Source organism: Chitinophaga sp. 180180018-3 (genome assembly GCF_037893185.1).
Taxonomy (GTDB): Bacteria; Bacteroidota; Bacteroidia; order Chitinophagales; family Chitinophagaceae; genus Chitinophaga.
The window spans coordinates 1,891,328-1,914,500 of the sequence record NZ_CP140772.1; the positions used below are offsets into that span (position 1 = coordinate 1,891,328).

General features: G+C 42.4%; 19 protein-coding genes. 2 read left to right on the top strand and 17 right to left on the bottom strand.

Going from position 1 to position 23,173, the window contains the following annotated elements; all coding sequences use genetic code 11:
* Window positions 1-108: 108 nt before the first annotated feature.
* Both UNH61_RS07700 and UNH61_RS07705 read right to left on the bottom strand, forming a co-directional pair.
* Entirely contained in the window at window positions 109-5,595 is a 5,487-nt protein-coding gene (locus UNH61_RS07700) for an N-6 DNA methylase (RefSeq protein ID WP_326991509.1), read from the bottom strand.
* Window positions 5,582-6,019 carry a DUF1896 domain-containing protein gene (locus UNH61_RS07705; RefSeq protein WP_298939042.1) on the bottom strand — a complete coding sequence of 146 codons (438 nt, stop codon included), beginning with the start codon at window positions 6,017-6,019 and terminating at the stop codon, window positions 5,582-5,584. Before UNH61_RS07705 ends, UNH61_RS07700 begins: the two co-directional genes overlap by 14 nt.
* Window positions 6,020-6,207: 188 nt before the next feature.
* On the opposite strand from UNH61_RS07705, the gene mauJ reads away from it, so the two are divergent.
* A complete protein-coding gene (gene mauJ, locus UNH61_RS07710; RefSeq protein ID WP_298939043.1) occupies window positions 6,208-6,975 on the top strand; it encodes a methylamine utilization protein MauJ in 768 nt (255 codons plus the stop codon).
* Here the strand turns inward: mauJ and UNH61_RS07715 are convergent, their stop codons facing one another.
* Complete coding sequence (locus UNH61_RS07715; RefSeq protein WP_326991510.1) at window positions 6,976-7,665, bottom strand: ORF6N domain-containing protein; 690 nt, start codon at window positions 7,663-7,665, stop codon at window positions 6,976-6,978. It lies immediately after the preceding gene.
* A gap of 83 nt (window positions 7,666-7,748) precedes the next feature.
* Here UNH61_RS07715 and UNH61_RS07720 point away from each other — a divergent pair, with 83 nt between their 5' ends.
* Window positions 7,749-9,230 (top strand): IS1182 family transposase, encoded by a 1,482-nt coding sequence (locus UNH61_RS07720; protein ID WP_326991511.1) that lies wholly within the window; start codon window positions 7,749-7,751, stop codon window positions 9,228-9,230.
* Here the strand turns inward: UNH61_RS07720 and UNH61_RS07725 are convergent.
* The 14 genes from UNH61_RS07725 to cmoA all read right to left on the bottom strand — a co-directional run bounded on the left by UNH61_RS07725 (window position 9,227) and on the right by cmoA (window position 23,173).
* Entirely contained in the window at window positions 9,227-9,499 is a 273-nt protein-coding gene (locus tag UNH61_RS07725; protein ID WP_326991512.1) for an ORF6N domain-containing protein, read from the bottom strand. The two genes, UNH61_RS07720 and UNH61_RS07725, sit on opposite strands and share 4 nt — an antisense overlap.
* Window positions 9,499-11,580 carry a type IA DNA topoisomerase gene (locus tag UNH61_RS07730; RefSeq protein ID WP_298939045.1) on the bottom strand — a complete coding sequence of 694 codons (2,082 nt, stop codon included), beginning with the start codon at window positions 11,578-11,580 and terminating at the stop codon, window positions 9,499-9,501. The genes UNH61_RS07725 and UNH61_RS07730 overlap by 1 nt, the downstream gene beginning before the upstream one ends.
* A 19-nt stretch (window positions 11,581-11,599) precedes the next feature.
* On the bottom strand, window positions 11,600-13,063 hold the full coding sequence (locus tag UNH61_RS07735) for a DUF3945 domain-containing protein (RefSeq protein ID WP_298939046.1): 1,464 nt from the start codon (window positions 13,061-13,063) through the stop codon (window positions 11,600-11,602).
* Window positions 13,064-13,150: 87 nt separating this feature from the next.
* A complete protein-coding gene (locus UNH61_RS07740) occupies window positions 13,151-13,459 on the bottom strand; it encodes a helix-turn-helix domain-containing protein (protein ID WP_298939047.1) in 309 nt (102 codons plus the stop codon).
* A 355-nt stretch (window positions 13,460-13,814) separates the two neighbouring features.
* A complete protein-coding gene (locus UNH61_RS07745; RefSeq protein WP_298939048.1) occupies window positions 13,815-14,660 on the bottom strand; it encodes an RteC domain-containing protein in 846 nt (281 codons plus the stop codon).
* 462 nt (window positions 14,661-15,122) lie between these two features.
* Window positions 15,123-15,320 (bottom strand): hypothetical protein, encoded by a 198-nt coding sequence (locus UNH61_RS07750; protein ID WP_298939049.1) that lies wholly within the window; start codon window positions 15,318-15,320, stop codon window positions 15,123-15,125.
* Between the two features lie 452 nt (window positions 15,321-15,772).
* A complete protein-coding gene (locus tag UNH61_RS07755) occupies window positions 15,773-16,321 on the bottom strand; it encodes an ATP-binding protein (RefSeq protein ID WP_298939051.1) in 549 nt (182 codons plus the stop codon).
* Between the two features lie 8 nt (window positions 16,322-16,329).
* The gene (locus tag UNH61_RS07760) at window positions 16,330-17,184 is read right to left on the bottom strand and encodes a restriction endonuclease (protein WP_298939052.1); all 855 of its coding nucleotides are present in this window, start codon (window positions 17,182-17,184) and stop codon (window positions 16,330-16,332) included.
* 95 nt (window positions 17,185-17,279) lie between these two features.
* Entirely contained in the window at window positions 17,280-19,316 is a 2,037-nt protein-coding gene (locus tag UNH61_RS07765; protein ID WP_298939053.1) for a heavy metal translocating P-type ATPase, read from the bottom strand.
* A gap of 5 nt (window positions 19,317-19,321) precedes the next feature.
* Window positions 19,322-20,110 (bottom strand): hypothetical protein, encoded by a 789-nt coding sequence (locus tag UNH61_RS07770; protein WP_326991513.1) that lies wholly within the window; start codon window positions 20,108-20,110, stop codon window positions 19,322-19,324.
* A gap of 185 nt (window positions 20,111-20,295) precedes the next feature.
* Window positions 20,296-20,751 (bottom strand): MgtC/SapB family protein, encoded by a 456-nt coding sequence (locus UNH61_RS07775; RefSeq protein ID WP_298939055.1) that lies wholly within the window; start codon window positions 20,749-20,751, stop codon window positions 20,296-20,298.
* 33 nt (window positions 20,752-20,784) lie between these two features.
* Entirely contained in the window at window positions 20,785-21,666 is an 882-nt protein-coding gene (locus tag UNH61_RS07780) for a bestrophin family ion channel (RefSeq protein WP_298939056.1), read from the bottom strand.
* Between the two features lie 41 nt (window positions 21,667-21,707).
* Window positions 21,708-22,430, bottom strand: a complete 723-nt coding sequence (locus UNH61_RS07785) for an isoprenylcysteine carboxylmethyltransferase family protein (protein WP_298939057.1) — start codon at window positions 22,428-22,430, stop codon at window positions 21,708-21,710.
* The gene (gene cmoA / locus UNH61_RS07790) at window positions 22,427-23,173 is read right to left on the bottom strand and encodes a carboxy-S-adenosyl-L-methionine synthase CmoA (RefSeq protein ID WP_298939058.1); all 747 of its coding nucleotides are present in this window, start codon (window positions 23,171-23,173) and stop codon (window positions 22,427-22,429) included. Before cmoA ends, UNH61_RS07785 begins: the two co-directional genes overlap by 4 nt.

A 23,173-nucleotide genomic window follows, 5' to 3' on the forward strand; every position in this document is an offset into this window, starting at 1 on the left:
ATTACAAATTTTAAACATTGTTAGGAATAAAAAACCCAAGTTGGGAAAGATTGAGCACGCTTTTTTAGGATTTGAATTGGTATTCGGCAAAAAATCCATTGATTATCATTACAATACACTACGAGGTAAATGAGCGCCTTTGACGTAAACGGTCGGTTCTGAATTGTCTGAAACCGGTGTTTGCTCTTCAACCTGATCCGTTGTTTTGCCTTCAGACTCCGGCTTTATAGATAACTGTATTTTTCTATCCACTGCGGCCAGTTCTGTTTTCAATTCTGCCAGTGCATTTTCTTTTTTCCAAGCACCGTTGACTACTTCCTGAAGCACGGGCAGGTCTTTCTGCAATCCGGCAATTTTCTTTTGTTCCTGCTCTACAATACCCGGTATTTTTTCAAGCGCATTGAGGAAGTTTAACGATGCAGTTTTCGCATCGGTCGCCATCCGGCCATTGTTATAGGTGTATTTGATACCGCCTTCACCTTGAACAAAGAAACGATTGTCCCTTTCGAGGGTTGTACTGTCATTTTCTGAAACCTCTGTTTTCACCAGTAATGTAAAGCCATACAACGAGCCGATTTCCTCATACTGCCCGCCTGTACGGGCTTTTTCCGAAAGCTGGTTGAGTTTTGCGCCTATCTGCTTAATATCAGCATTGGGCGGTAAACCTGTTAACTGTACCGGGTTGAGTATATCACCATCTTTGTTTTTCTCTATCCGTTTTTGCAGGTTTTCCCAATCAAGTGTCATCCGATCCAATCGTGCTTGTGTACTTTCCAATGTGGCCGTAATATCTTCCAGCTTATATTTGGAAGAAAACTTGGCGCGATTGAATGCCTGCCGCTCACTTTCCAGACCGGCGATCTGCTTTTCCAACTTGGCTTTTTCCAGCAGATCTGTATTGCCCGAAAGTATGGCTACATATTCCGAGAAATTCATACCCGTTTTTTCATCCATTGCGCCTTCATCAATGGTACGTTTGCCCAGACTGTTGGTTTTTAGCTGGTCGATAAATACCTGCTTATTGTACAGGGTATTGAATTTATAGCTGTCCAGCGATTTTTCTACCGCATAAATGAAAATATCTACTTTGTTGTCGGCAAAGAACTTCGCAATTTCATTACCCTTACGGATCGCCCTGCCATCCCGCTGTGCAAGATCGCTTGGCCTCCAGGGAATATCCAGGTGGTGAACAGCTACGGCACGCTTTTGCGCATTAACCCCCGTACCGAGCATTTCGGTGGAACCGAACAGTACCCTGATCTTTCCTTCATTAACTGCCTGTATAAGTTCCTTGCGCTGCTTTTCATTTTTCGCTTCCTGTATAAATCGTATTTCGTGTGCAGGGATGCCGTGGTCCTGCACCAGCTTACGCTTAATTTCGGAATAGACATTCCACTCACCGGGCTTATAGGTGCCGAGGTCGGAGAAAACGAACTGTGTTCCTTTTTGTGCATGGAACCGGTTATAATATTTGGCAATATTAGCCGCACAATGCGATGCCTTGTTATCAGGATGGTCGCCATACTTTCGGCTGATCATCCGCATATCCAGCGACATCTTTCGCGCGTAGTCCGTTGCGATCAGCATTTTTGCTTTTTCTTCGCTTTCGCTTAACGGAGGTCTGCCCAACAGTTCTGCATTACCGGTTTTGGCAAACTCCATCAGTTTTTTGATAAAGACCTCCTGATCCGGCGTAGGCGGTATGTGGTATAATACCTCGTTCTTTTCGGGCCGGTCAATACCAATATCCTTTGCCGTACGGTAATCCGTTATTTCTGAATAGAACTGCGCCAGCTCCGGCACTTTGATAAAAAAGCGAAAACGTTCTTTTGATACGATATTATTGGCGACCGAAAACTCGTAATCCGTCGTTTTTCGGGCGTAAATGGCTGCCCAGGCATCAAAACAGGAAATGCCCTGTTTTTCCATTGCCTGCGGGCGCAGGTATTTAAACAGCAGGTACAGCTCTGTAAGCGAATTGCTGATGGTGGTTCCCGAAAGAAAGGTAGCACCAAGATCTTTGCCGGTGCGCTCCTGTATGGTACGGATGGCAAACAGCAGGTTCATAGCCTTCTGGCTGCCGGCCATATTGCCCAACCCGGCCACACGCTCATGCCTGGTATTAAACATGAGGTTTTTAAAACGGTGGCTTTCGTCCACAAATACATGGTCAATGCCCATCATTTTGAAGTCCACTACATCATCCTTGCGGTTTTCGATGTCGTGCTCCAATGTTTTGAGCTTCACCTCCAGGTTTTGTTTACGCAGCACAACACCCTTCAGCATTGCCCGCGAAACCTCCTTGCCCTGTGCCTTCAGTGCATCGAGGTTTTCCTCTACGCTATCCAGTTCCGCTTGTAGTATCTCTTTTTGTAATTCGGGTGATTGGGGTATCATACCAAATTGATCATGGGTTAATATGATACAGTCCCAATCATTGTTTTTGATATCACCGAAGATGCGCAGCCGCTTTTGCGGTGTAAAATCTTCCTTGCCGGGATATAATATTTTGGCATGGGGATAAGCTTTTCGGTAGGTTTCAGCGATCTCGTGCACATTGGCTTTTAAGCCGATGATCATCGGCTTATGGGCCAAGCCCAGCCGCTTCATTTCCTGTGCAGCCGTACACATGATAAGCGTTTTACCGGCACCTACTTCGTGGTCGCAGATGGCTCCGCCGTTGAGCTTGATCATCCATACAGCATCCTTCTGGCTGGGATAAAGGTCTTCGATGCCGAGCGCCCTACGATCCAGCCCCGGAAAATTCTGGTGGCTGCCGTTATATTGCGGACGGACGAAACAGTTAAAGGTATCATTGTACCTGTCGGTAAGGCGTTGTTTGAACTCATCGTTCTGCGCATGGAGCCAATCCGTAAATGCTTTGCGCATCTCGTCGATCTTGGTATTCGCCATTTGAATGGCTTCCATGTCCCGCACCTTTACTTCCCTGTCACCTATTGTCTCTTTTCTGGTGATATCAGGCGTGGTATTGACCAGTGCATGTTTAAATAAAGCAATGCCATCATAGGTACGGCTTTGTGATTTGATGGCATATTTTTCTGTGATGTGAATGTTCCTGCTATCACAATGGATAGAAAAATCATCCGTGTTTTCGGTATAGTGAATGCGTACCTCGGTATCGAACAGGTGTGATGCAAAGCGGTTATAGATGCCGGTAGGTATCCAGCGTTCACCGAGGTTAAAATCCAGCTCTTCAAATTCAATGCGGCGGGGCCTGGCCTCTTCAAGTGCTTTAAGGCTTTCGGCAACTTCTTTATCATCCGGTTGGCTGGAAAGGTATTCCCGCACTTTTCCTGCTTTCTCAACCACATTGCCCGATACCCATTTTTCAGCGATCTCGTATTCCTTCTCCAGTGGGTTGTAAAAGATCCGGCCATGCAGGGCATTCTTCAGGTCTTCTTTGGACATCCCGCTGATCCCCGCCATATAGTTGATATGAACAGCCCCGTATTTGTTAAGCGATGCAGTTAATGCTTCATCGGGATTGTCGGTAGCAAGCGTTGCGGTGGAGAAACTGACAGGCCGGTGGAATATATCTGCTTTATGTACCACACCGCCTACCACACGCTCCAGGTACGGCATTTCTTTTCCTGCGCTATCGGTTTTAATCACCTTGATATTATCGGCGCTGTTCAGGTTGCCGTACCTTTTCACAAAAGCATCATAGAGGTTATTCAGTGTTTCCCTTTCAGCCTTATGTTCGGCCCGAAGCGTCGCTTCATTGTTATAAAGATGCTGATAAGCATCCCTTAGCTGTATATAGGCTTCTGTTCTTGCTTTTTGAAGTGGGGTCAACGGTAAAGGATGGAAAATTGCGGAGCCTTTAGACGTATTAATATTTCTTAGATAGCCTACATAGCCATTTTCCGTTGCAAGGCAGTCATCCTTATGGAATGCCTGCACTTCGCCGTTATACGGAGCCGGATCGGTAGTTGCTTTTGATTCGGTAACCTGCTCAACTGGTTTTGTTTTTTCCAGCTCGCCGTCATTATTTACATTGATAGCGGAAAAAAGATCTCCCTGTCCGGCGGGAATGCCGTTCGCCTTTGGTGATGACGCGGCTGTATGATTGGACGGTTTTGCCGCCCGCACAGGAATGTTATCAAACAGCCCCGGTTGCCTTCTTTGTACAGTCCTTTTAACCGTAATTTTCCTTTTTGTGGTTGTGACAGGAGCAGCTACAACGCTGACCTGCGGCGCACCGCCAAAAAGATCGAACAGGCTTAATTGTACCTGCTCCTGTGGCGCTGCATCATTGGCTGTAATTATCGTATTTCCCTGTAGCTGATCTGATGCACGGTTGCCTGTCGCAGATGAATGAACAGGTGTATCAGGCGCTTGCATTCTTTGGGTAACAATGCCAGTAGCTGGCGGTTGAGGTGCTGGTGCCATTCCTGGCTGCACAACGGGCTTATCGGGTAAAATTCCTTTGTAGAGATTCAGGTCCAGATGATTCCTGAAATCTTCGCTCAGAATTTCCTTTGCATCCTTTGCAATACCACTAACGCCTCCGTTATGGACAAACATGGTATAAGGTTTACCATACAGATCGGTTGATTCGATGATCTCATTGAAAACAACACGGTCAGTGTACAATACCAGCGCATTGGTGTGGGTATTGTTCTTTGTTTCCAACGAGCGGCAAAAATCCTTTTCCATTTCAGACAATACCTGCTTGCCTGTGTTTTTCTGAAGAACGATGAGATCGCTGCCTACTTCGGTTCCCGCATGATCGGTAAAGAGGTTGTTGGGCAGCCTTACTACCGAAATGAGGTTATGCTCCCTCATCAGCGCTTCCCGGATAGGCTGGTTGGCAGGGCTATCCAATACACCTTGCGAGGTAATGAAAGCCAGGATGCCACCATTCCGGAGCGCATCGGTTCCCTTTAGGAAAAAGTAGTTGTGAATGCTGCGGGCAGCCTGAACCCTTGCCGGATCTTTTCCCTTCGAATACGAAAGGTCAAAAACTGAACTGGTGCCAAAAGGAATATTGCTGGCAACTACATCGTAATGGTTCAGTTCGCTTTCAGGCAGCTCTTCAAACCCCTTAATTCGGATTTCCCTGTCCGGATAGAGTTGCTCCAGCATCTTACCTGTAAGCAGATCTTTCTCATAAGCCGTAACATGGACGATTCCTTTATTAGCAAAGGGATCGACAAATGCACCAACGCCCGCAGACGGTTCGAGAAAATTGCGGATTTCTATACCGTTTTCTGTCAGTACATCTGAAAGTGTATGGATGATTTCCGGTGGGGTATAAAAGGCGGACAGTACCGAGCCTCGCATACTGTCCACATACCGCTTGTATTGTTTTTCATCACCGGCATTTTCTTTGAGCACCCGGTGCAGCTCCCTTGTCATTTCAAACAGTCCCCGGTCATATTCCGCCCATTGCTTTATATCTGTGGGGTTTTCTACGGGATTCAACACGAATTTGAGACCGCCAAATCCGCTATATTGCTTCATTAGCAGCCGTTCTCCCTGGGTAGCGTTGCGTTTCTCCTTTTCCAGTTTAAAAGCTATTTGCAGGGCATCAATATTCCATTGGAGATGTTGACGCTTACTGAAGGCCATTTTCCTCGATCCAGATTGCTATGGTTCCCGTTATTTCCGTGTAGAGCAGGCCGTATGCTTCGCTGTAAGCAAAATCATCCGTCAGTTCGTAGTTTGCGAACAGCGAACTGCATACAGGTAACATCTTTAAGGCAAAAGGGCGTAGTTCTTCATCCGCCATAATCGTATCGAACTCATTACACACCACCTGGAATATGGTGTCAAACCGGGAGAAGTGCAGTCCTTCAAATAATATGTAATCAGCAATATGGTCGCATTGCTCAATCGCATTTCCCGACCGGAAGGCACCCTCGTAGGCATTGGCTGCCCAACTGGAGCGTTGCTTAATGAATTTCTGGTCGTGTGCCTTTTCGGGAAAGCTGGTGTACAGTAACTCCTGAAGCCTGAGTGTAAAATAGGAGAGATCTTTTTGCGGTGTATCCATACAGATTTTATTTTGAATTTTATGATGGGCTAAAATATAATGGAAACAATGCCCTACACCTAAAGCAGTAGCCATTGGCGTTGGGTGGCAGTTTTTGGCTTATTGATTGGATATTTCCTGAAGTTTAATTTCTATTTTTACAAAGCAGACGGCTAAAGTAAAAGCCCGGTCTTAATGCAAACCAAACAATGAGAATATATAATGTAGAATTATTAGTTTCCGGTCCTGTAACTATTAGGAGAACAATAGATTTCAGAACAGACAAGGAATTGGACCTCGGAAATATCTTCCAAAGCGATATTTCCATACGACCTCACAAAAATGGTTTTCTGATCTCGTCCACCGTTTATACTGCTGATCAGGATCGTGCCTATAAAGTAGCGCTTCTTTTTATAGGCAAGATGCTTGATATTTTAGCTTTAAGAACTAACTCGGCACTAAATGTTAGTTTGAATGAATACCATCAAGTGAATGACAGAAATCCGGTAAGAGCAATTGTTGAAAGGCAAGAATTTATGTTTTGTTTCAGACTTGCAAGAGATTTGAATCTTAATGAAAACAAGCTGTTGAGAGCATTTAGCTGGTACAGAAAAGGGCTATATACTGAAGATCCATTTGATAAATTTCTTGCATTCTGGAATGCGATAAGTGTCATAGCAGACGGATATTGTAACGACAATGAACGGACCAGGCAGGGGATTATAAATAAGATATGGGATTGCTTCATTACTCTATGGGGTGAATGTATTGATTGGGAATACGTAAACGGTAATGAAAGATGGATTAACGATAATAATGACATACGAAACAAAATTGCACACGGCGGCGTAACAGTGGATGTACAATATGTTGAGAACGTGATTGCCCAATTGTCGATCGTCCAAAATGTTGCTTTTAAATTTTTGAAACAATGGGCTGAAAAGTTGGGCAGCGATGTCACAGAGCAATTCGTGTAATCAAATGTTGTTAGCGCTCAGGAAAGTTAGCATTCTACTGACTTCTGTATTCATCTTTGAGAAGGCAAACCATTTCTTGCCCAAGTCTTTTAAGGACGCCCCGATATGATAAAGTTCTGTTCCGTCAATTAGGAGGAACCGGTCATGTGCAAGCGTAAATATCTGAACGTCGATCTGTGGATATTGGCTGTTGTATCTGTGCACATCAAGTTGCAATTGACTGGATATGTTCTTTGTATAAATGGTGGCAGTTACAAACTGCATACGCTTCCCGAGCAATGTAAGCACCGTGTCATCAACGAAATTATCTATGAGAATAATTGATCTTTCGGCACTGCGTATAATATCCGAAACAAATGCGTAAGCATCAAATATCTGTCCGTTATAAAAGATGCCCTTTTCGCTATGGAGCTTACCGCTTTCCAGTGCTCTGAAAATTTCTTCAAATTTTCCGTCGGCTTCGAGTTGTTTGAGTTCAATTTTATCCAATCTTGAAAACAGCGCAGCATTGCCTATCAGCATCTTTCGCATTTCAACAAACGCATTCATAATCTCTATACTAACCTTTACGGCCACTTCGCTGCGCAATACGGCAGATAACATCGCAATGCCCTGTTCTGTAAATACATGAGGTAAATATCGCCGCCCGCCCCGTCCGGCGTTTGAGGTTCCAATTTGTGCTTGTTGCACAACTAAATTAGGTTAAAATAACAGCTTCTATTTTTTTATATTTAACTGATAATCAGTATATTTATGTCAGTTAAACAAAATTTATGCAAGGCAATAAACAATATCAAGAAAAGCTGTTTCTTAGTTTCCGTTTGTCGGAAAGGGTACCTCAAAACAACTTTTATCGTAGGTTAAAAGAAGTACTTGATTTTTCTTTTTTGCGGAAGCAAACGGCTGGTTATTATGGAACCGAGGGACAATCAAGCATTGATCCAGAAGTTTTCTTCAAACTAATGCTTATTGGATATATTGAAAACCTGTGCTCTGATCGTAAGATAATAGAGCATGCGTCCATGCGGATGGATATGCTATATTTCTTAAACTATGATGTTGATGAACCCCTTCCATGGCATAGTACATTGAGCCGAACACGCAAACTATATGGAGAGGAATTGTTTCTTAATGTCTTTCGTCAGGTGTTAGGTATGTGCATAGCAAAAGGTATGGTAAATGGAAGCAGACAAGCTATTGATAGTGCATTCATTAAAGCAAATGCCTCTATCTCAAGTCTGACTGAAAGGCAGATACAAGAAGATTGTTCTGTTTTTTACCAAGACCTCTTGAAAAATGAAGATGAAAATAAGAGCCCGAAAAACAAGGCAAGATCAACTGAAAACCAAAAATATGTGAGCACTTCGGATCCCGATTCTCGCCTGTCTAAAAAAGCTAACAAACAAAAAGCACTTAATTATCTTGGTCAGATTAGTGTAGATACATCTTCCCATGTGATTTGCGGTGCAATAGCTGATTTTGCAGATAAACGAGATGCCCAGTGCCTACCCACCATACTAAACCAGACGGTTGAAAGTTTAAAACAGAATGGACTGGAAGTGGAAGAGGTTTTGGCGGACTCGGCTTACAGTAGTGGCTCGTCTTTGAGATATTTGGAAGAAGTGGGAATACAGGCCTACATACCATGCATTGCTAATTACTTGCCATTTAGAGAAGGCTTTGATTATAACGAAATTGGTGACTTCTATCTGTGTAAAGCCGGAGTGAAAATCCCTTTTAAGGGAGTACGCACAGATTTTAGGGATAATAGTAAAACCAAGTACTATTATTCTTCTACAAAAGATTGCCAGCATTGTCCTTTCAAAGTAGAATGTATTAAAAATGCGAAGTATAAACAAATCGGTGACACCATAGATAAGCCCTATTATGATAGGATGTATACACGAACAAAAAGCAAAATGGGTAAGAAGATGAAAAACCTCAGATCATCTACTGTGGAACCAGTCATTGGAACCTTACTATATTTTCGGGGCATGAAGAAAGTCTATACAAAAGGGATAGATTTGGCTAAAAAACATGTGTTGCTTGCCGCTACTGCTTATAATCTTAAGAAATTACTTGCCTTTAGTGCCAAACGAAGTGTCAATTTTGATACTTCGTTTGGTATAAACTGTAAATTTAATCAACTCATAGGTTGCACAATGCGTATTATAGACAATATTACTGTAATATCCATCATAAAGATAAAAATCACATCTTTATTAGGACGCAAAAGAATCTTAACGCATTTTTAAACTAACTCCTGTTTGTGAGACCCTTTTTGAGATGAAGGTCGTGCAACAAGCACAATTTGGAACCTCAAAGTTTCGCTTTCCGCTTCGGTCAACTGAAAGCAAAACGTCTCCGGAAATCGTTCCATATTCCTTTTTACGGCTTTGTTCAATATTTTGGTTTCTACCCGGTACAGGGAGGCCAGGTCCTTATCAAACATGACCTGTTTGCCTCGTACTGAATAAATTAAATTTTCAATTTCCTTCCGGGTTATGATGGTGTTTTCTGTCATTACTTTTTTTGTGAAGTATTTTCAAATTCAAAAGAGGATTCTCCATTATCCTTTATAACGATATAAGCGTTGAACTTTTTGCCCGACTTGCTTTTCATTCCTTTGATAAGAGACGTTTTACCTTCCTTCACCAGTTTCTCAATCTCCGCCGTCGTAAGGGTTACCCCGCAAATGGTACGGAACTGTATCCAATTACAGGTTTCATCGGGACACTTTACTACTTTATCCCTGATAAGCAGGGCATGGCTTTTACATTTCGGGCAGGCGAGTTCCGGCTGTTTTTCTTTTGCAATATTCATGTTCAGAAGTTCCTTTGTTATTGCCGTTGCATAAACTTCCATTTCGTTAAGGAAAGTCGCCGCATCAGCCTCGTTGTTCTCAATTTTTTGCAGGGCCATTTCCCATTCTGCGGTCATGGCAACGTCGGCAATTTTTTTATCCTTTACTGTGTGGTACACCTGTAACCCCTTGTCAGTAGGGAACAGCGACTTTTTTTCACGCTGGATGTAATCTCTTTTAAAAAGAGTTTCGATAATAGCAGCTCTTGTTGCCGGTGTGCCAATACCAATACCCTGTAAGACCTTGCGTTCGGCATCATTTTCTATTTCCCTTCCGGCGGTTTCCATAGCAGACAATAACCCGGCTTCCGTATAGAGCACCGGCGGTTTGGTTTTCTTTTCAAGTACCTGGGCTTCTTTGATCTTCAGTTTGTCACCGGCCTTTAGTTCCGGCAGTTCCTGTACCGGCTCACCATCCTCCTCCGTAAAATTTCCCCTGATGGCACGCCATCCCGGTTCCAGGATCTTACATCCTTTAAGCGAAAAGTCATAGTGCAGTGCCAGCAAGCTGATTTCGGTAATTTCTTTAGAGCAGGCATGTGAAACTGACTCCAGTAAACGCAGGGCGATCATATCATAGATCGCATCTTCCTTTCCCGTCAATCCCAGCGGGATTTTCTCCGTAATCAAAAGTCCGTGATGATCGGTAACCTTCACATCGTTGACAATACGTTTCGTAAACCGTCCCCATTTCACCTTTGAAACGGCTTCTTTGCAGGAAGGTTTCTCCTCCAGCGCCCTGATTAGTCCCGGAATTTCGGCCCATATATCTTCCGGTATATGTTTGCTTCCAGTGCGGGGATAAGTAATGAATTTGTTTTCATACAAGCTTTGGGCAATATTTAAGGTTTGTTCGGCAGAAAGCCCCAGCTTTTTATTGGCTTCTTTCTGCAAACCGGTAAGATCGAACAGCAAGGGGGGCTGTTCGGAAACGTTTTTCTTATCAACCCCCGTTACCGTTGCCGATCCGTTTCGCTGGATGGATTTAAGCGTATCATCGGCGAGTTTGCGTTCATCCCATTTGGTTTTGGAAAGGCTTTTGAAATCCATGAACTCCTTGCGGTGCTCCAATTGAATCTGCCAGTATTTCTGAATGGTAAAGCTCTTGTTTTCCAGATAGCGTTTACAGATAAGGGCCAGCGTGGGTGTCTGTACCCGGCCCAGCGAATACACGCCACTGCCAGCGGCAATACTCAATGCCTGCGATGCATTGATGCCCACTAACCAGTCGGCACGGCTCCGGCCTTGCCCGGCCTCGTAAAGACCATCAAAATCACTTCCGGGTTTGAGTTTGTCGAAGCCCTGCCTGATGGCTTTTTCCGTAAGTGAGCTGATCCATAAACGCTCGAAAGGTTTGCTGCACTTCAGATATTGATAAATATACCTGAAGATGAGTTCCCCTTCACGGCCCGCATCAGTAGCCACGATAATGCTTTCCGAGCGGCCAATAACCTGTTCAATGACTTTTAATTGCTTTACAGCTCCGCCATCGGCGACATACGATCTGTCCTTTTTTATTTTTCGTACCGTTAATAAAAAGGGAGCCGGAATTATGGGCAGGGATTCTCTTTGAAACCCCAACAACCCATAATCTTCCGGCATCGCCAATCCCACCAGATGGCCCAACGCCCAGGTTACCAGGTAACCGTTACCTGCCAGGTATCCATCTTTTTTTTCTGTTGCGCCTAACAAGGCTGCAATCTCGCGGGCTACACTTGGTTTTTCTGCAATTACTGCTTTCATAATACAGTCGTTTTAGTGATTACCTTTTTCTACCCCTGGACTTTTCCGGAGCTTTGGTAGCATCCTGCTGTTGCTGCTGCTTTTTGTCCTTAGGCTGTTGCTGGCCGGTTTTCAAAGGCTCTTTGATATTCTTGGTAGCTTCATTGGTCTTTCCATCGGAGTTAACAGCTACCTGCGTTTTGTTTTCTTCTTTGGGCTGGATTTTCTCCTTTAGCTTATCAGGATTGTTGAAAGAAAATCCTGTTTTTCCTGTCTCTTTATCAAAAGTGATATAGCCCTGGTATTTCTGTCCCTTTTTGTCAATCAGCCCGTCCACATAAACCGTTTGACCTTCTTTGAACTTATCGTATTGCTGGTCGGTAAGTTCTTTTCCTCTGAATGTCCGGGGTGCTTCCTGCAATTGCCCCTGCTGCTGTTCTGCTTGCTGGTTTTGCCCGCGGTTAACATTCCGGTCAAAAAGAAACTCTACAAAACGCTTGTCGGCATTGAACTGTACCGGTGCATTGAACGGTTCCCCTTTTTTTGAAATCATTCCTTCAAGGTAAAGTGGTTTGCCTTCCATCAGGGCCTGCTTCTGCTGTTCGTTCAGTTTTATGCCTTTCATCTCATCCGGTATTTTCATCCAGTCCTGGCGCAATGCGATCACTTCGTTTGTCAACCTGTCAATGCTGATTACGGACGGCATTTTTTCGCCGGTTTTAGGATTGGTCAAATCAACCACACGACCCATGTTTCCTGTTTTTAGCAAATTCTCTTTGTCCTCTTTGCTAAATTCGTGTCCAAAGAAGGGGAAGTTTAAATTTGGTTCCCTGCGAATGCCATGAATAGCAACTACTACATCGCCGCTTTCATTGGTCTGAAGTGCGAGCCTGGCATCCATACGCGTAATGGCCGTACCGAGGTTAAGGCTTACGGGAACCAGTTCATTGGTCTTGAATCCCCGTAATAGCGGGTCGAGCAGGTTCTTCTTTTCAAGATACTCTTTGCTCAGTCCGAGGTTGTTCATTGTTTCCCAATCGATCTGTTCCGGTTTGTAGCGGTATTCGCTGGTTACCGGTGTTGCTTGTGCTGTTTCCATATCTTTTTTGTTTTCTTGTTTATTTTCTTGTTGCTGATCCTGTGGCTCCTTTACTGCAAGTTTTGCCATTACTGCTTCGCCCTCTTTGGTAGGCTGGTCTACCTGCTGCTGCATCTTTTGAGCCGCGTCAATGGCTTCAGCAGCGGGAATTTTAAAGAAGGAGAAACGTGTCGGGTCTTTAAGCTGCCTCCAGAAATTGGAAAAGAAATTGGAGAATATGTCCCCGCTCTTATCAACCCGCATAAACTGGCTCTGGTTTTTCTTATCCGGGTCCACGGTCTCCAGCTCTCCGTTTTTGTTGATACCTGTAACAGCCTGGATTTTCTTTTTTTCTTTATCCAGCACCAACAGAATGTCCGATAGCTGTTCGGGATATTGTGGCGTTGTCGTAGTCTGTTCACTCATGATCCTGATTATTTAAGATTGTAATAGTCCGAAAGTAGGAGAAGCATTGAAGCGTATGTTGTAGTTGGCTTTCCGTGGCACTATTTGTCACTTATTGTCCTTTGTTCTTTGCAGCGGAGCATTAAAATTATCCCGGACAAACTGATGCACATCGGACAACTTATAGTAAAGTTTGCCACTGATCGTGTAATAGGCTAATTTCCCCGAAGAGCGATAGCGCTGCAAGGAGCGTTGGCTTATCTTCAGCATTTGCAAAAGATCCTGGTTGTCGAGCAGCTCTTCACCGTCTATACTATTTCGGTCTTTGTGTATATTATTAATATGGTCGTTAAGAATGTCGAAACGATCCATGATGCGTTCCATCCACGCGATAAATTCCATTCTGTCAATATTCATACGGATACGTTTATTATGTTCATGATTTGTCTTGCCTCAATCATCGTTTTGCCTGGTGCCTGTATTACACGCACTCATTGGCTACGATTTTGTCTATACATCATTCAAACATCACAGGACAAAATTGAACAGTTTGGCACTCGTTGTCTGCCAAGTCATGCCAATTGAAAAGGCGGATTTTTTATTTTTTTTGCAATCCGGTTAAACCGTTGTTGTAGAGGTATTTCCTTGCTTTGGAGGCACTTTTAGTCTATTATAACCCTGACTTTGCCAATTGGCATATATGGGCAAAATGATGGGCATAAAAAAAGCAGCACGGATAACGTACTGCTTCTGTTTAGGGATAGCTATATTCCTATAAATTCTTATCCATGTATTCTTCCAGTGATTGTTTGAGCTGATCTAAAAATGCTGTCTTTGAGCCGGAACGGGTTTTCATCCGGTGGAAAGCATGATGCAGATCTCCGAGTGGAATACGGAACAGTATCTGGAACATGAGGCTTATTTTTCGGATACCGATTTTGCCATGTGAAATGGCCCCGGAAGCATATAGGGCGTAAATCAATTCGATCAATGCATTTTTTGATTCTGTCCAGAATACATCCTTCGTTGATTCTGGCTTTTGCATGACCATATCGGGATTTTCATCGGGATTGATCTTAGAAAGCAGATAAGTATAAAGCAATTCGTTTGCGATAATTCTTGCTATTTTATAGTCGTAGAAGGTTGAAAATGCTGGATCAATTTCAAAAACTATGCTGTTAAGGCCATCATGGTAATTTATATGGCCCCGCTTAAAATAAGTATCGTCCCGATCTGTACGACCCGAACGATAATAACGGTAAAAATCCGTATTGCAAATGTGCTCAATATATTCCCGCTTTAAATGGGCTAACTGTGTAGAGAAATAACTGTAGTACATTTTTCCATTGCTTACGGGACAGGTAGTTTCTATGCGAAATACCTTGTTATAATAAATCAATTTTCCCAATATCTGGGGTTTCACTGTCCGGAAGAAATGGGTTTCCTCTGCTTCGTCCTTAAAACCTTCTTTAATGACAAACTCTTTTACGGAAAAAAGTAGTTCCTGGAGATACAAGGTCATCTCATAAGCCTCATCGATTAACCTTTTATTTTGTAAGGAAACCTTGTCCTCTTTATTGTGAATTTCCAGGATAATGGTTTGTAGAGAGTATTTCATAGCTTATAATTTTTGTAGGATTAGCAAACTTTATAGTTGAAACTTTCCTAATTAAATCACAAAAATTATAATTATAAACGAAAATATTCCCCAAGTAGAACCCAACTTGGGGAATTATATATCTATTGCCTTATCGGAAAGCCCCAATCCGGCTAAGCGTAATAATCATGGAGTATTCGGGGTAAAGGTCTAGGATCAGTTGAGTATATGCGGTAATCTTCAATATCCCCCTTGACTTATATCAGGTTATGGAAGGAGTATTATAGACACAGGGCAATTGGGTTACCATAGGTAAACAGAAAAAACGGTCTGTTGCTGCCATTGATACAGCCTGTTTATCTACAACTCGGTAAAAATATGGTGAGGGATCACGTAGGATAAGAAATGGAAGGTTAGATTATTAAATAAAATGGAAATTAGATTATGATCTGACTAAGATCCAATCTAATTTCCAATTTCAGCTTACTTTTTTTCTTTAGTATCATGGTGCTCTTTTTCATCATGATGTTCAGTCTCCGGATGATGCTCTTTTTCTTTATGATGCTCCGGCTCATTGGCATGTTCCGGTCCCTCATGATGTTCCTTGTGTGGATGGTGTTCCTGATGTTCGTGGTGTTCAGGATGCTTGTGTGATTCCTTTTTTTGTTCTTCGTTGTTCATAACATTTTAAGTTTAAAGTGAATACTATATGCTTACATTCTATGAATATTATAATGGAGACAAATACAATGCCACTAAGTTCCTAACAATGCGGCTTGGTAACAGCCTACTTTTGCTTTTCCACGCTTTTTTTGTGCCCTTCACCTGAAACATGAAGGTAATAATGCCTCACCTGTGCTATAATTGCAAGAATAAGTATTGCACTCACTATTATGATGAATATTATCCTGAGAACAGCATACCATTTTTTTTTAGGTCGCCGCTTAGGTGTCAACTTCCTGTTGATGCTATAGATCGGAGCAACCGGTTTTTTATTATTCGCTTTTTTGTTCTTTCTCATTTTAGCTGAATTGTTAGTCCTCCAATATGTATGTTTAAACCCCACACACCTGTGAAATCAACAAAAGAACAGCCCAATAATCTCATTTGATCCTGCAACTAATGAATATTTCTCAAAGATGCTGAAGGATAAAATCGACCCTTTGATCAGGAGGTAGTACGGGAACCTGGATGACCGGACACGGGAAACGGCTATAGACCTCAATAATCAAATTATGTATCCTAATCTGCTCTTGTTCATCCTCCAGTCTTGCATAATCATTGATTAACGGAAGACGGTCCAGTACAAACACTTTCTGATAACAAAATTTCTTGCACATCACAATAAGCCTATCGTCATATTTCAGTCCAAGAAATTCGTAATAGGCCATAGCATCGGGAAGTGCTCTATCCAAAAAAGCGACTTTGTTCACGTCCAGTGTTGATTCCTCCCTGATCTGAAGATTCAGTATTTCCAACTGGAATTGCTCCCTGTTACTCCTTATTTCTTCAACTGTTCTACCTTCAACTTTTTGGGTATCGATATAGTGTCTTGCCTGTTCTGCAATCGTCACATATCCCCGTTTTGCCAGCAGTTCCACCACGGTAGTTTTTCCAGTGCATGGCCCTCCTGTAATTACATACCAGTTTGTTTTTATTTCTTTATGGTTGATGACATCCATTTTTTGTACTATTTTGATGGTTCGCAGAGCATACGGCACTCATTAACGATTGACCTGATCTTCGCAGCAGATAGTCCCGACTTCTCTAATATTTCGCTACGTTGCAACAGGGACTTACAGAGAATAACATCATTTGCCAATAAGAATTTTTTGTCTCTTTCAGTTAAGGTAACCAGGCAGGTAACCGGATAAAGACCGGCGCGATCTATAAGATCTTTAAAGCCTTTGCCCCTTGGAAAATCCCACCCAAGCAATTGCATTTGCATGCAGTTGCCATATTGTATCGCATCCTCGGAAAAGCGTCCGTTTGTCACTATCCAGCTTTGATGAAACTGGGGGCCGTGACAACCACTATCCTGCCATTTTTTTTCCGCATCAAGAAATCTTGATTGAATATAGAGTGGTATTTTGACATCGCTTACAAAGCCCTGGCGGTTATGGAACTTGCATTCCACCATGACATGGTGTTCCACTTTTGTAGCGATAACATCTATTTCATGCTTTACACAATGTCCCGGAACAATCACTCCTGTTTGGGTGCTGTATCCCATTGATTCCAAAATGGCTGCTGTAAGTTTTTCAAACGGGAAACCTGTAGGGCCGAGCGCCATCACCGCTTTTTTCAGGTTATAACGGGCGGAGACAGACTTTGACATTTTTTTCAGCCATTTGAAAGCAGTCCTGTAAATATCCTGCGTAGCCATTCCATCTTTGAGGATGTCCTGCACTTTTTGCAGCACAACCTCAATCTGTTCGGAAGTCGCTCCCGACCTGGACAATGATTGTCTCAATTTGTTACTGTCAAAAACCGCACGTTCGCCTGATGCTTTCGTAATGTATATTTCATTGATGGTATTTTGCATAACTATTTCCATTTTTATCTAAAGAGGTGTATCCCTTCTAAGGACTTACTTAACACGTTTTTCATTACCGAAAACTTCTTACCCATAATTGTAGGCTAAAACTTCATTCGTTGTATCCTTATGGCATTCAATATTGCAATCAGGGATACGCCCACATCAGCAAAAACAGCCTCCCACATAGTAGCCAGACCTCCAGCCCCTAAAATCAAAACGATACCTTTTACCACAAAGGCAAGGGTAATATTCTGCCAAACGATCTTTTTTGTTTTCTTGCCGATATTGATGGCTATTGGGATTTTGGATGGTCTGTCATCCTGGATGACAACATCTGCTGTTTCTATGGTCGCATCGCTCCCAAGTCCGCCCATTGCGATACCGACATCACTTAGTGCAACTACAGGGGCGTCGTTTACCCCGTCACCCACAAAGGCTACCGTTTCGTTCTTAGCTTTGATTTCCTTTACCCGGTTGACCTTATCTTCCGGCAACAGATCACCGAACGCATTGTCGATCCCCAGTTTATCGGCTACAAATTTCACGACCGAAGTTTTATCACCACTTAACATGGTCACCTTCACATTGAGCTTGTGAAGCAGGTCAATGGTCTGCTGCGAGTCTTCCTTGATACTATCGGCAATGGTAATATAGCCTACAAATTTTCCATCGCTGGCCACTGCGATAGTCGTATAGACTATGGTTGATGGATCAACATCGTAACTGATACCGAACTTATCCATCAATTTAAAATTTCCAACCAAAAGTTCCTTGCCATTTATTGTCGCTTTCAAACCATGTCCTGCTATCTCTTCCGTATTTTCGAGCTTAATAGAGCTGTCAATATCTCCCACGTATTCGTGTATAGCGGTTGCTACAGGGTGCGTACTCAGGCTCTCTATCGCATTAACAAGTTTCAATGTTTCATCCTTATTAAATTCGGGCTTGAACACTACTTCCTGTACCTTAAAAACTCCTTCAGTCATTGTACCGGTCTTATCCATTACGACATTTTGTATCGCAGCCATTGTATCCAGGAAGTTGCTTCCTTTAAAGAGAATACCATTGCGGCTGGCAGCTCCAATACCACCAAAATATCCCAGTGGAATGGAAATGACCAATGCACAAGGACAGGAAATCACAAGGAATATCAAAGCCCTGTACAGCCAGTCATTGAATACATAATTGTCTACAAAGAAGTAAGGAACAAGACATATTCCTATTGCCAGAACGACCACGATAGGGGTGTACACTTTCGCAAACTTCCTGATAAAAAGCTCCGTCGGGGCTTTTTGGGAGGTGGCGTTCTGTACCAGCTCCAGTATTTTACTAAGTTTACTATCTGTATAAGCGGTAGTTACCTTAACACGGGCTACTGTATTGAGATTGATCATTCCGGCAAGCACCGTTTCTCCCTTGTTCTTGGTATCCGGCTTACTTTCACCCGTGAGCGCTGCTGTATTAAAGGATGCATTGTCGGTAAGGAGTTCACCGTCAAGCCCAAGTTTTTCTCCGGGTTTTAGCTGAATAATATCCCCGATCTGGGCTTCTTCCGCTTTGATGGTCTTGGCACGGTCATCTACAAGGATAGTTACCTCGTCGGGCCGCTGGTCGAGCAATGCCTTGATGTTTCTTTGTGCCCTGGATACGGCAAGGGTTTGGAACACTTCGCCAACTGCATAGAACAGCATTACTGCTACTCCTTCGGGGTATTCTTTGATAAAAAACGCACCGATAGTTGCAATGCTCATCAGCAAAAACTCCGAAAATACCTCACCTTTTGAAATACTTTTGATGGCGTCTTTAATTACAGGAAATCCCACAATTGCGTAGGCTATCAGATACCAAATAAACCTGACAGTCCCCTTAAACCATTCCTGAGGTATCCAGTTATCGAATGCTATGGCAGCGAGCAAAAGTAACAGGGAAATGATGGAAGGAAGGAACATTTTAAATGGACTTTCACTTACATTACCGTGGTCATGACCAGCATCATCGCTATGGCCATGATCGTGTCCGTCATTTTTATGATGTTCCTCTTTTACAAGGTCTTTTGCGCCTGCCTTGGTATATACTTTTTCCGTTTGGGTGCAACAGATCTGCCTGCCCTGCGCGTCATATTGATGTTTGTGCTCCATGATTTCTATTTTAAAAGATTTTTTAATATTCTGTCTGTAAAAAATTGCTTTGTAATCTGATTACCTTCTTTCAACACATCATCAATTGAAGGAGCTTTGTTGCCCAAATACTTCTTCGCCTGAAGTATTGCGTCCTTTTCATTTTTGATGCCTTTGGTTTCCATGATAGCCTCTGCCAACGCCAGTAGTCCGAAGCCCCGGTCTTTGAGTAGTCCCAATTGCTCAATCATCCAGCTAAGAGCGAAAAAACTATATTGGGAAAGCAATAGCGGGTGCAGTTTTTTATCCTCCACCGGGGGTAACCTATTGTAAGGCGAGTTTAATACGGAACCTGTAAGGTAGTTCCCTAAGGCCAGTTTTTCCTGTTCAATCTCTACGAGCTTTATGCAACCCTGTAAAACTTGTGCGTATATACTCAACCAGCGCAATTTTCTGCGCAACTCGTGGATACCCGATTCTACATCGGTAAAAGCAACTTTGCCTTCTTTTGCGAAATCCACTATCTCTTCAATTTCCGACCTATAGAATTTCCGGAGACGTTTGTGCTGTTCATCTTTATTTTTCCAGCCTGTTTTTTTAAGATCATTGTTAATCCTTTCTAATTGCTTTCCGTTTAACCAGCCCTCGCTCTTGAGTATTTTGTTAAGCTTGCTTACGGTTTTTTCCTCTTTACGGGAAAAATAAGACTTAACATCCCCCGGTATTTTCTCATTGCTAAAAAACAGTTTGCCGTAAGCATCAAAGTAATCTATACTACCTAACGTATCTTCCAGTAGCTTGAATTTTTCCTGCATCTTATCAAATTTCTTCCTGTTAGGCCCGGTGGAGCTATATATCCTGGCCAGTGCCTCCAGTTGAAACAACGGTGTCCTGAAATCGTTCTCAAAGAGATACACAGCAGGGTCTTCGGTAGTTTTTGCCCTCTCCAGGAGGACGGATATCGTATTTAGATGGATATCAAATTGGATATTGTTTTGATTCATTGTTGCTTTTCTTTATCGTTAAATAATTTGTCAACAAATTTTCTATAAGGAGCAGATTTGTTGATACTAAAAATCAAGAGAATGATGAGCGTTGATGAGACAGCTATTACAAACATATTAAGGGCGATGGCTACTCCGATCGCGGAAGTCGCCCACAATCCGGCGGCTGTAGTGAGTCCTTTCGGCATATTTCTTTCATCCCGGAAAATAATACCTGCCCCAATAAATCCTAAGCCCGTGGCAACCGCTGACAAGACTCTTGAAATTGCCGATTTATCTTCAGACAAGTGCGCGGCGACAGATACGAACAGACATGAGGCAACACAAATGCAGGCGAAAGTACGGATGCCTGTGTTTTGTTGTTCTCTTTCGCGCTCCACGCCAACAATACCTCCCAGCAGAACTGCCAGTAACAATTTAGCCGAAAGTAAAAGTTCAAATTGAATATCCATTTCGCTTATGGTTAATGATTAATAATGATAACCTTACATTTCATAATAAGAGTCGTTTTGAGGCTTCACTGGAATATCTTTTTCCCCGATCATTTCTAATATGTTGATCTCTATTGTTTGTGCCAAAGAAGTCATCGGTGTATCAACAGGAGTATTCTCGAAAGGGTCCTGCATGATGATGGCCGTTTTTTCGATGGCAATAAAAAGTGTTGGGATAAGGATGGTCATTACGATTTCGACAGCAAGCTGCGAATCCTCCAACCCGAACGGTAAAATAGCTGCGAAAACATAGATTAATGTATGTACCAAAAGGCTATATGATCTTGGGAAAACGGTATTCTTAATTCGTTCACACTTACCCATACTATCGCATAACCTTGCAAGTGTTTCATTTAACTGTACCTGTTGAATATCCGTAATTGCTCCCGCGGCAGCTAACTGCTTGATAGTCTCGGAATGTTTATTGAGTAAAACGTTTGGTATGTTTGCAGCATTTATCTGGTGAATATTTAAGTACGCCTGAACAGAAGGGGAAAATTCCTGCCTGCGCAATGACTCTCCCAAAGCATAGGTCCAGACGATTTGCCTGCCAGCAAATTCTTTGATTTCGTACTTGAGGTCATCAGGAATAAACTGTATGAACTGTCTCACTAAGCTTCGTGAATCATTTACGATAGCACCCCAAACTGTTCTGGCTTCCCACCATCGTTCATAGGATTGTGCCGTTCTAAAAGCAAGCAAAAGGGAAACCGCAGTTCCTACCAGAGCAGGAACACTTAGAGGCAATGAAGTTTTTTTAAATGTCGGATGCATATCCAACAATCCGATAGATATCGCAAAAACACAGATCAAAACCATCTGTGTTTTGATTTCATTGACAAAGTACCATATTGATATTTTACGATTTAATAACATAAAAATATTGTGATTTTATATTGTCATTTTTACCGCAGGCATCATTTCCAACGCCCGGATTTTTTTATAAATCTTATCGTGAGGTAATAGGTGCCAATGACTAAAAAACATACTACAGCATACTTTATTCTGGTCGCCTGATCTCTGCCGATTAGGTCGGGATACTTATACAGTAATATAAATGCTATGCCCAAAAGCCAGACAAACTGTGTCCCATACTCTTTGATCAGCCATCTTCTCCAGTTAAATTTCATTGAGGAAAACGTATCCCCGATACCTTTAAGACTGGGAACCCATCGATTCACTTTCTTGGTGTAGTCTATAAAACCCTGACCAAACTTTTTCCTGAGATAGTCTTCTTCAGCAAGGACAATACACTGATATATACCAACAAACAACGGCATTATTACAAGTGTAAACAACAATGAATTAGCCATTATTCCGGCTCCCCATAACATGAGTATGTTTCCTATATAAAGGGGGTTTCTTACATGGCTGAAAATTCCGGTAGTGACCAATTCGTCTGCGTACACTTTTCTATTTTGCCCGCCTCTTATTATATACGCTAACCCTATGGTGCCGCCCCTAATGAGCTGGCCGGAAATGGTTATTATTAAGCCAAAAACAATGGGATAAAAATAATATTTGTCACCCCATCTTTCCGCTCCAAACAACTCCATCGATGGGGCAAATAGTAGTAAGTACAGAAATATGAAAATTACATTTCTGTACCTAAAGAAGAAATTTCCTAATTGTATTATCATTTTTTTGCTATTATTCCTGTGAAATTATACCAGCGAAAAAACACCTCGACTTGTTTAAAGCCCGCGTTTTTCAGCATATTGATATTTTCGCTTGTCTTGTAAGGTATCAACACGTTTTCAAGCGCTTCCCGCTTCTGTGAAATCTCAAGCTCACTGTATTCGTTTCTTCTTTTGAAGTCATAGTAGTAGTTGATGTACTCCCTGTTAAATGAAGCTTCTTCCGTGAGGATCTTTTCGACAATGATAAATACTCCGTTTTCGGTAAGTCCATCATATATCTTTTTGACAATTTCCAGTCTATTAATAGGTCGAACAAATTGAAGAACCAGTACCATCGTTACAACTGAAGCATCCTGTACAGGTACATCCTTTGTAATATCAACCATATTGAGTTCTATTTCTCTGTTAAGCGATAGACTATTCAATTTTTCCCTGCATTTGACAATCATCTCTTCGGAATCATCTATTCCTACAAGGTTTACATTTTCAGGAACCAGTTTAGATATTTGTATTAAGGTGGTTCCTGTGGAGCAGCCTATATCATACACTTTTGTCTTTGGCTGTACATGGTTTTTTGCCAATTCACTTACCATTCGCTGCATCTCCCCATAGAAGGGTACCGACCGACTAACCATGTCATCAAAAACCAATGCAACTTTTTTATCAAATGCGAAATCAAAGGCGGTATCAACTTTTTTCTTAAATACATCATCCGATAAGTTGTTAGTATTTTCGTCTTTCAT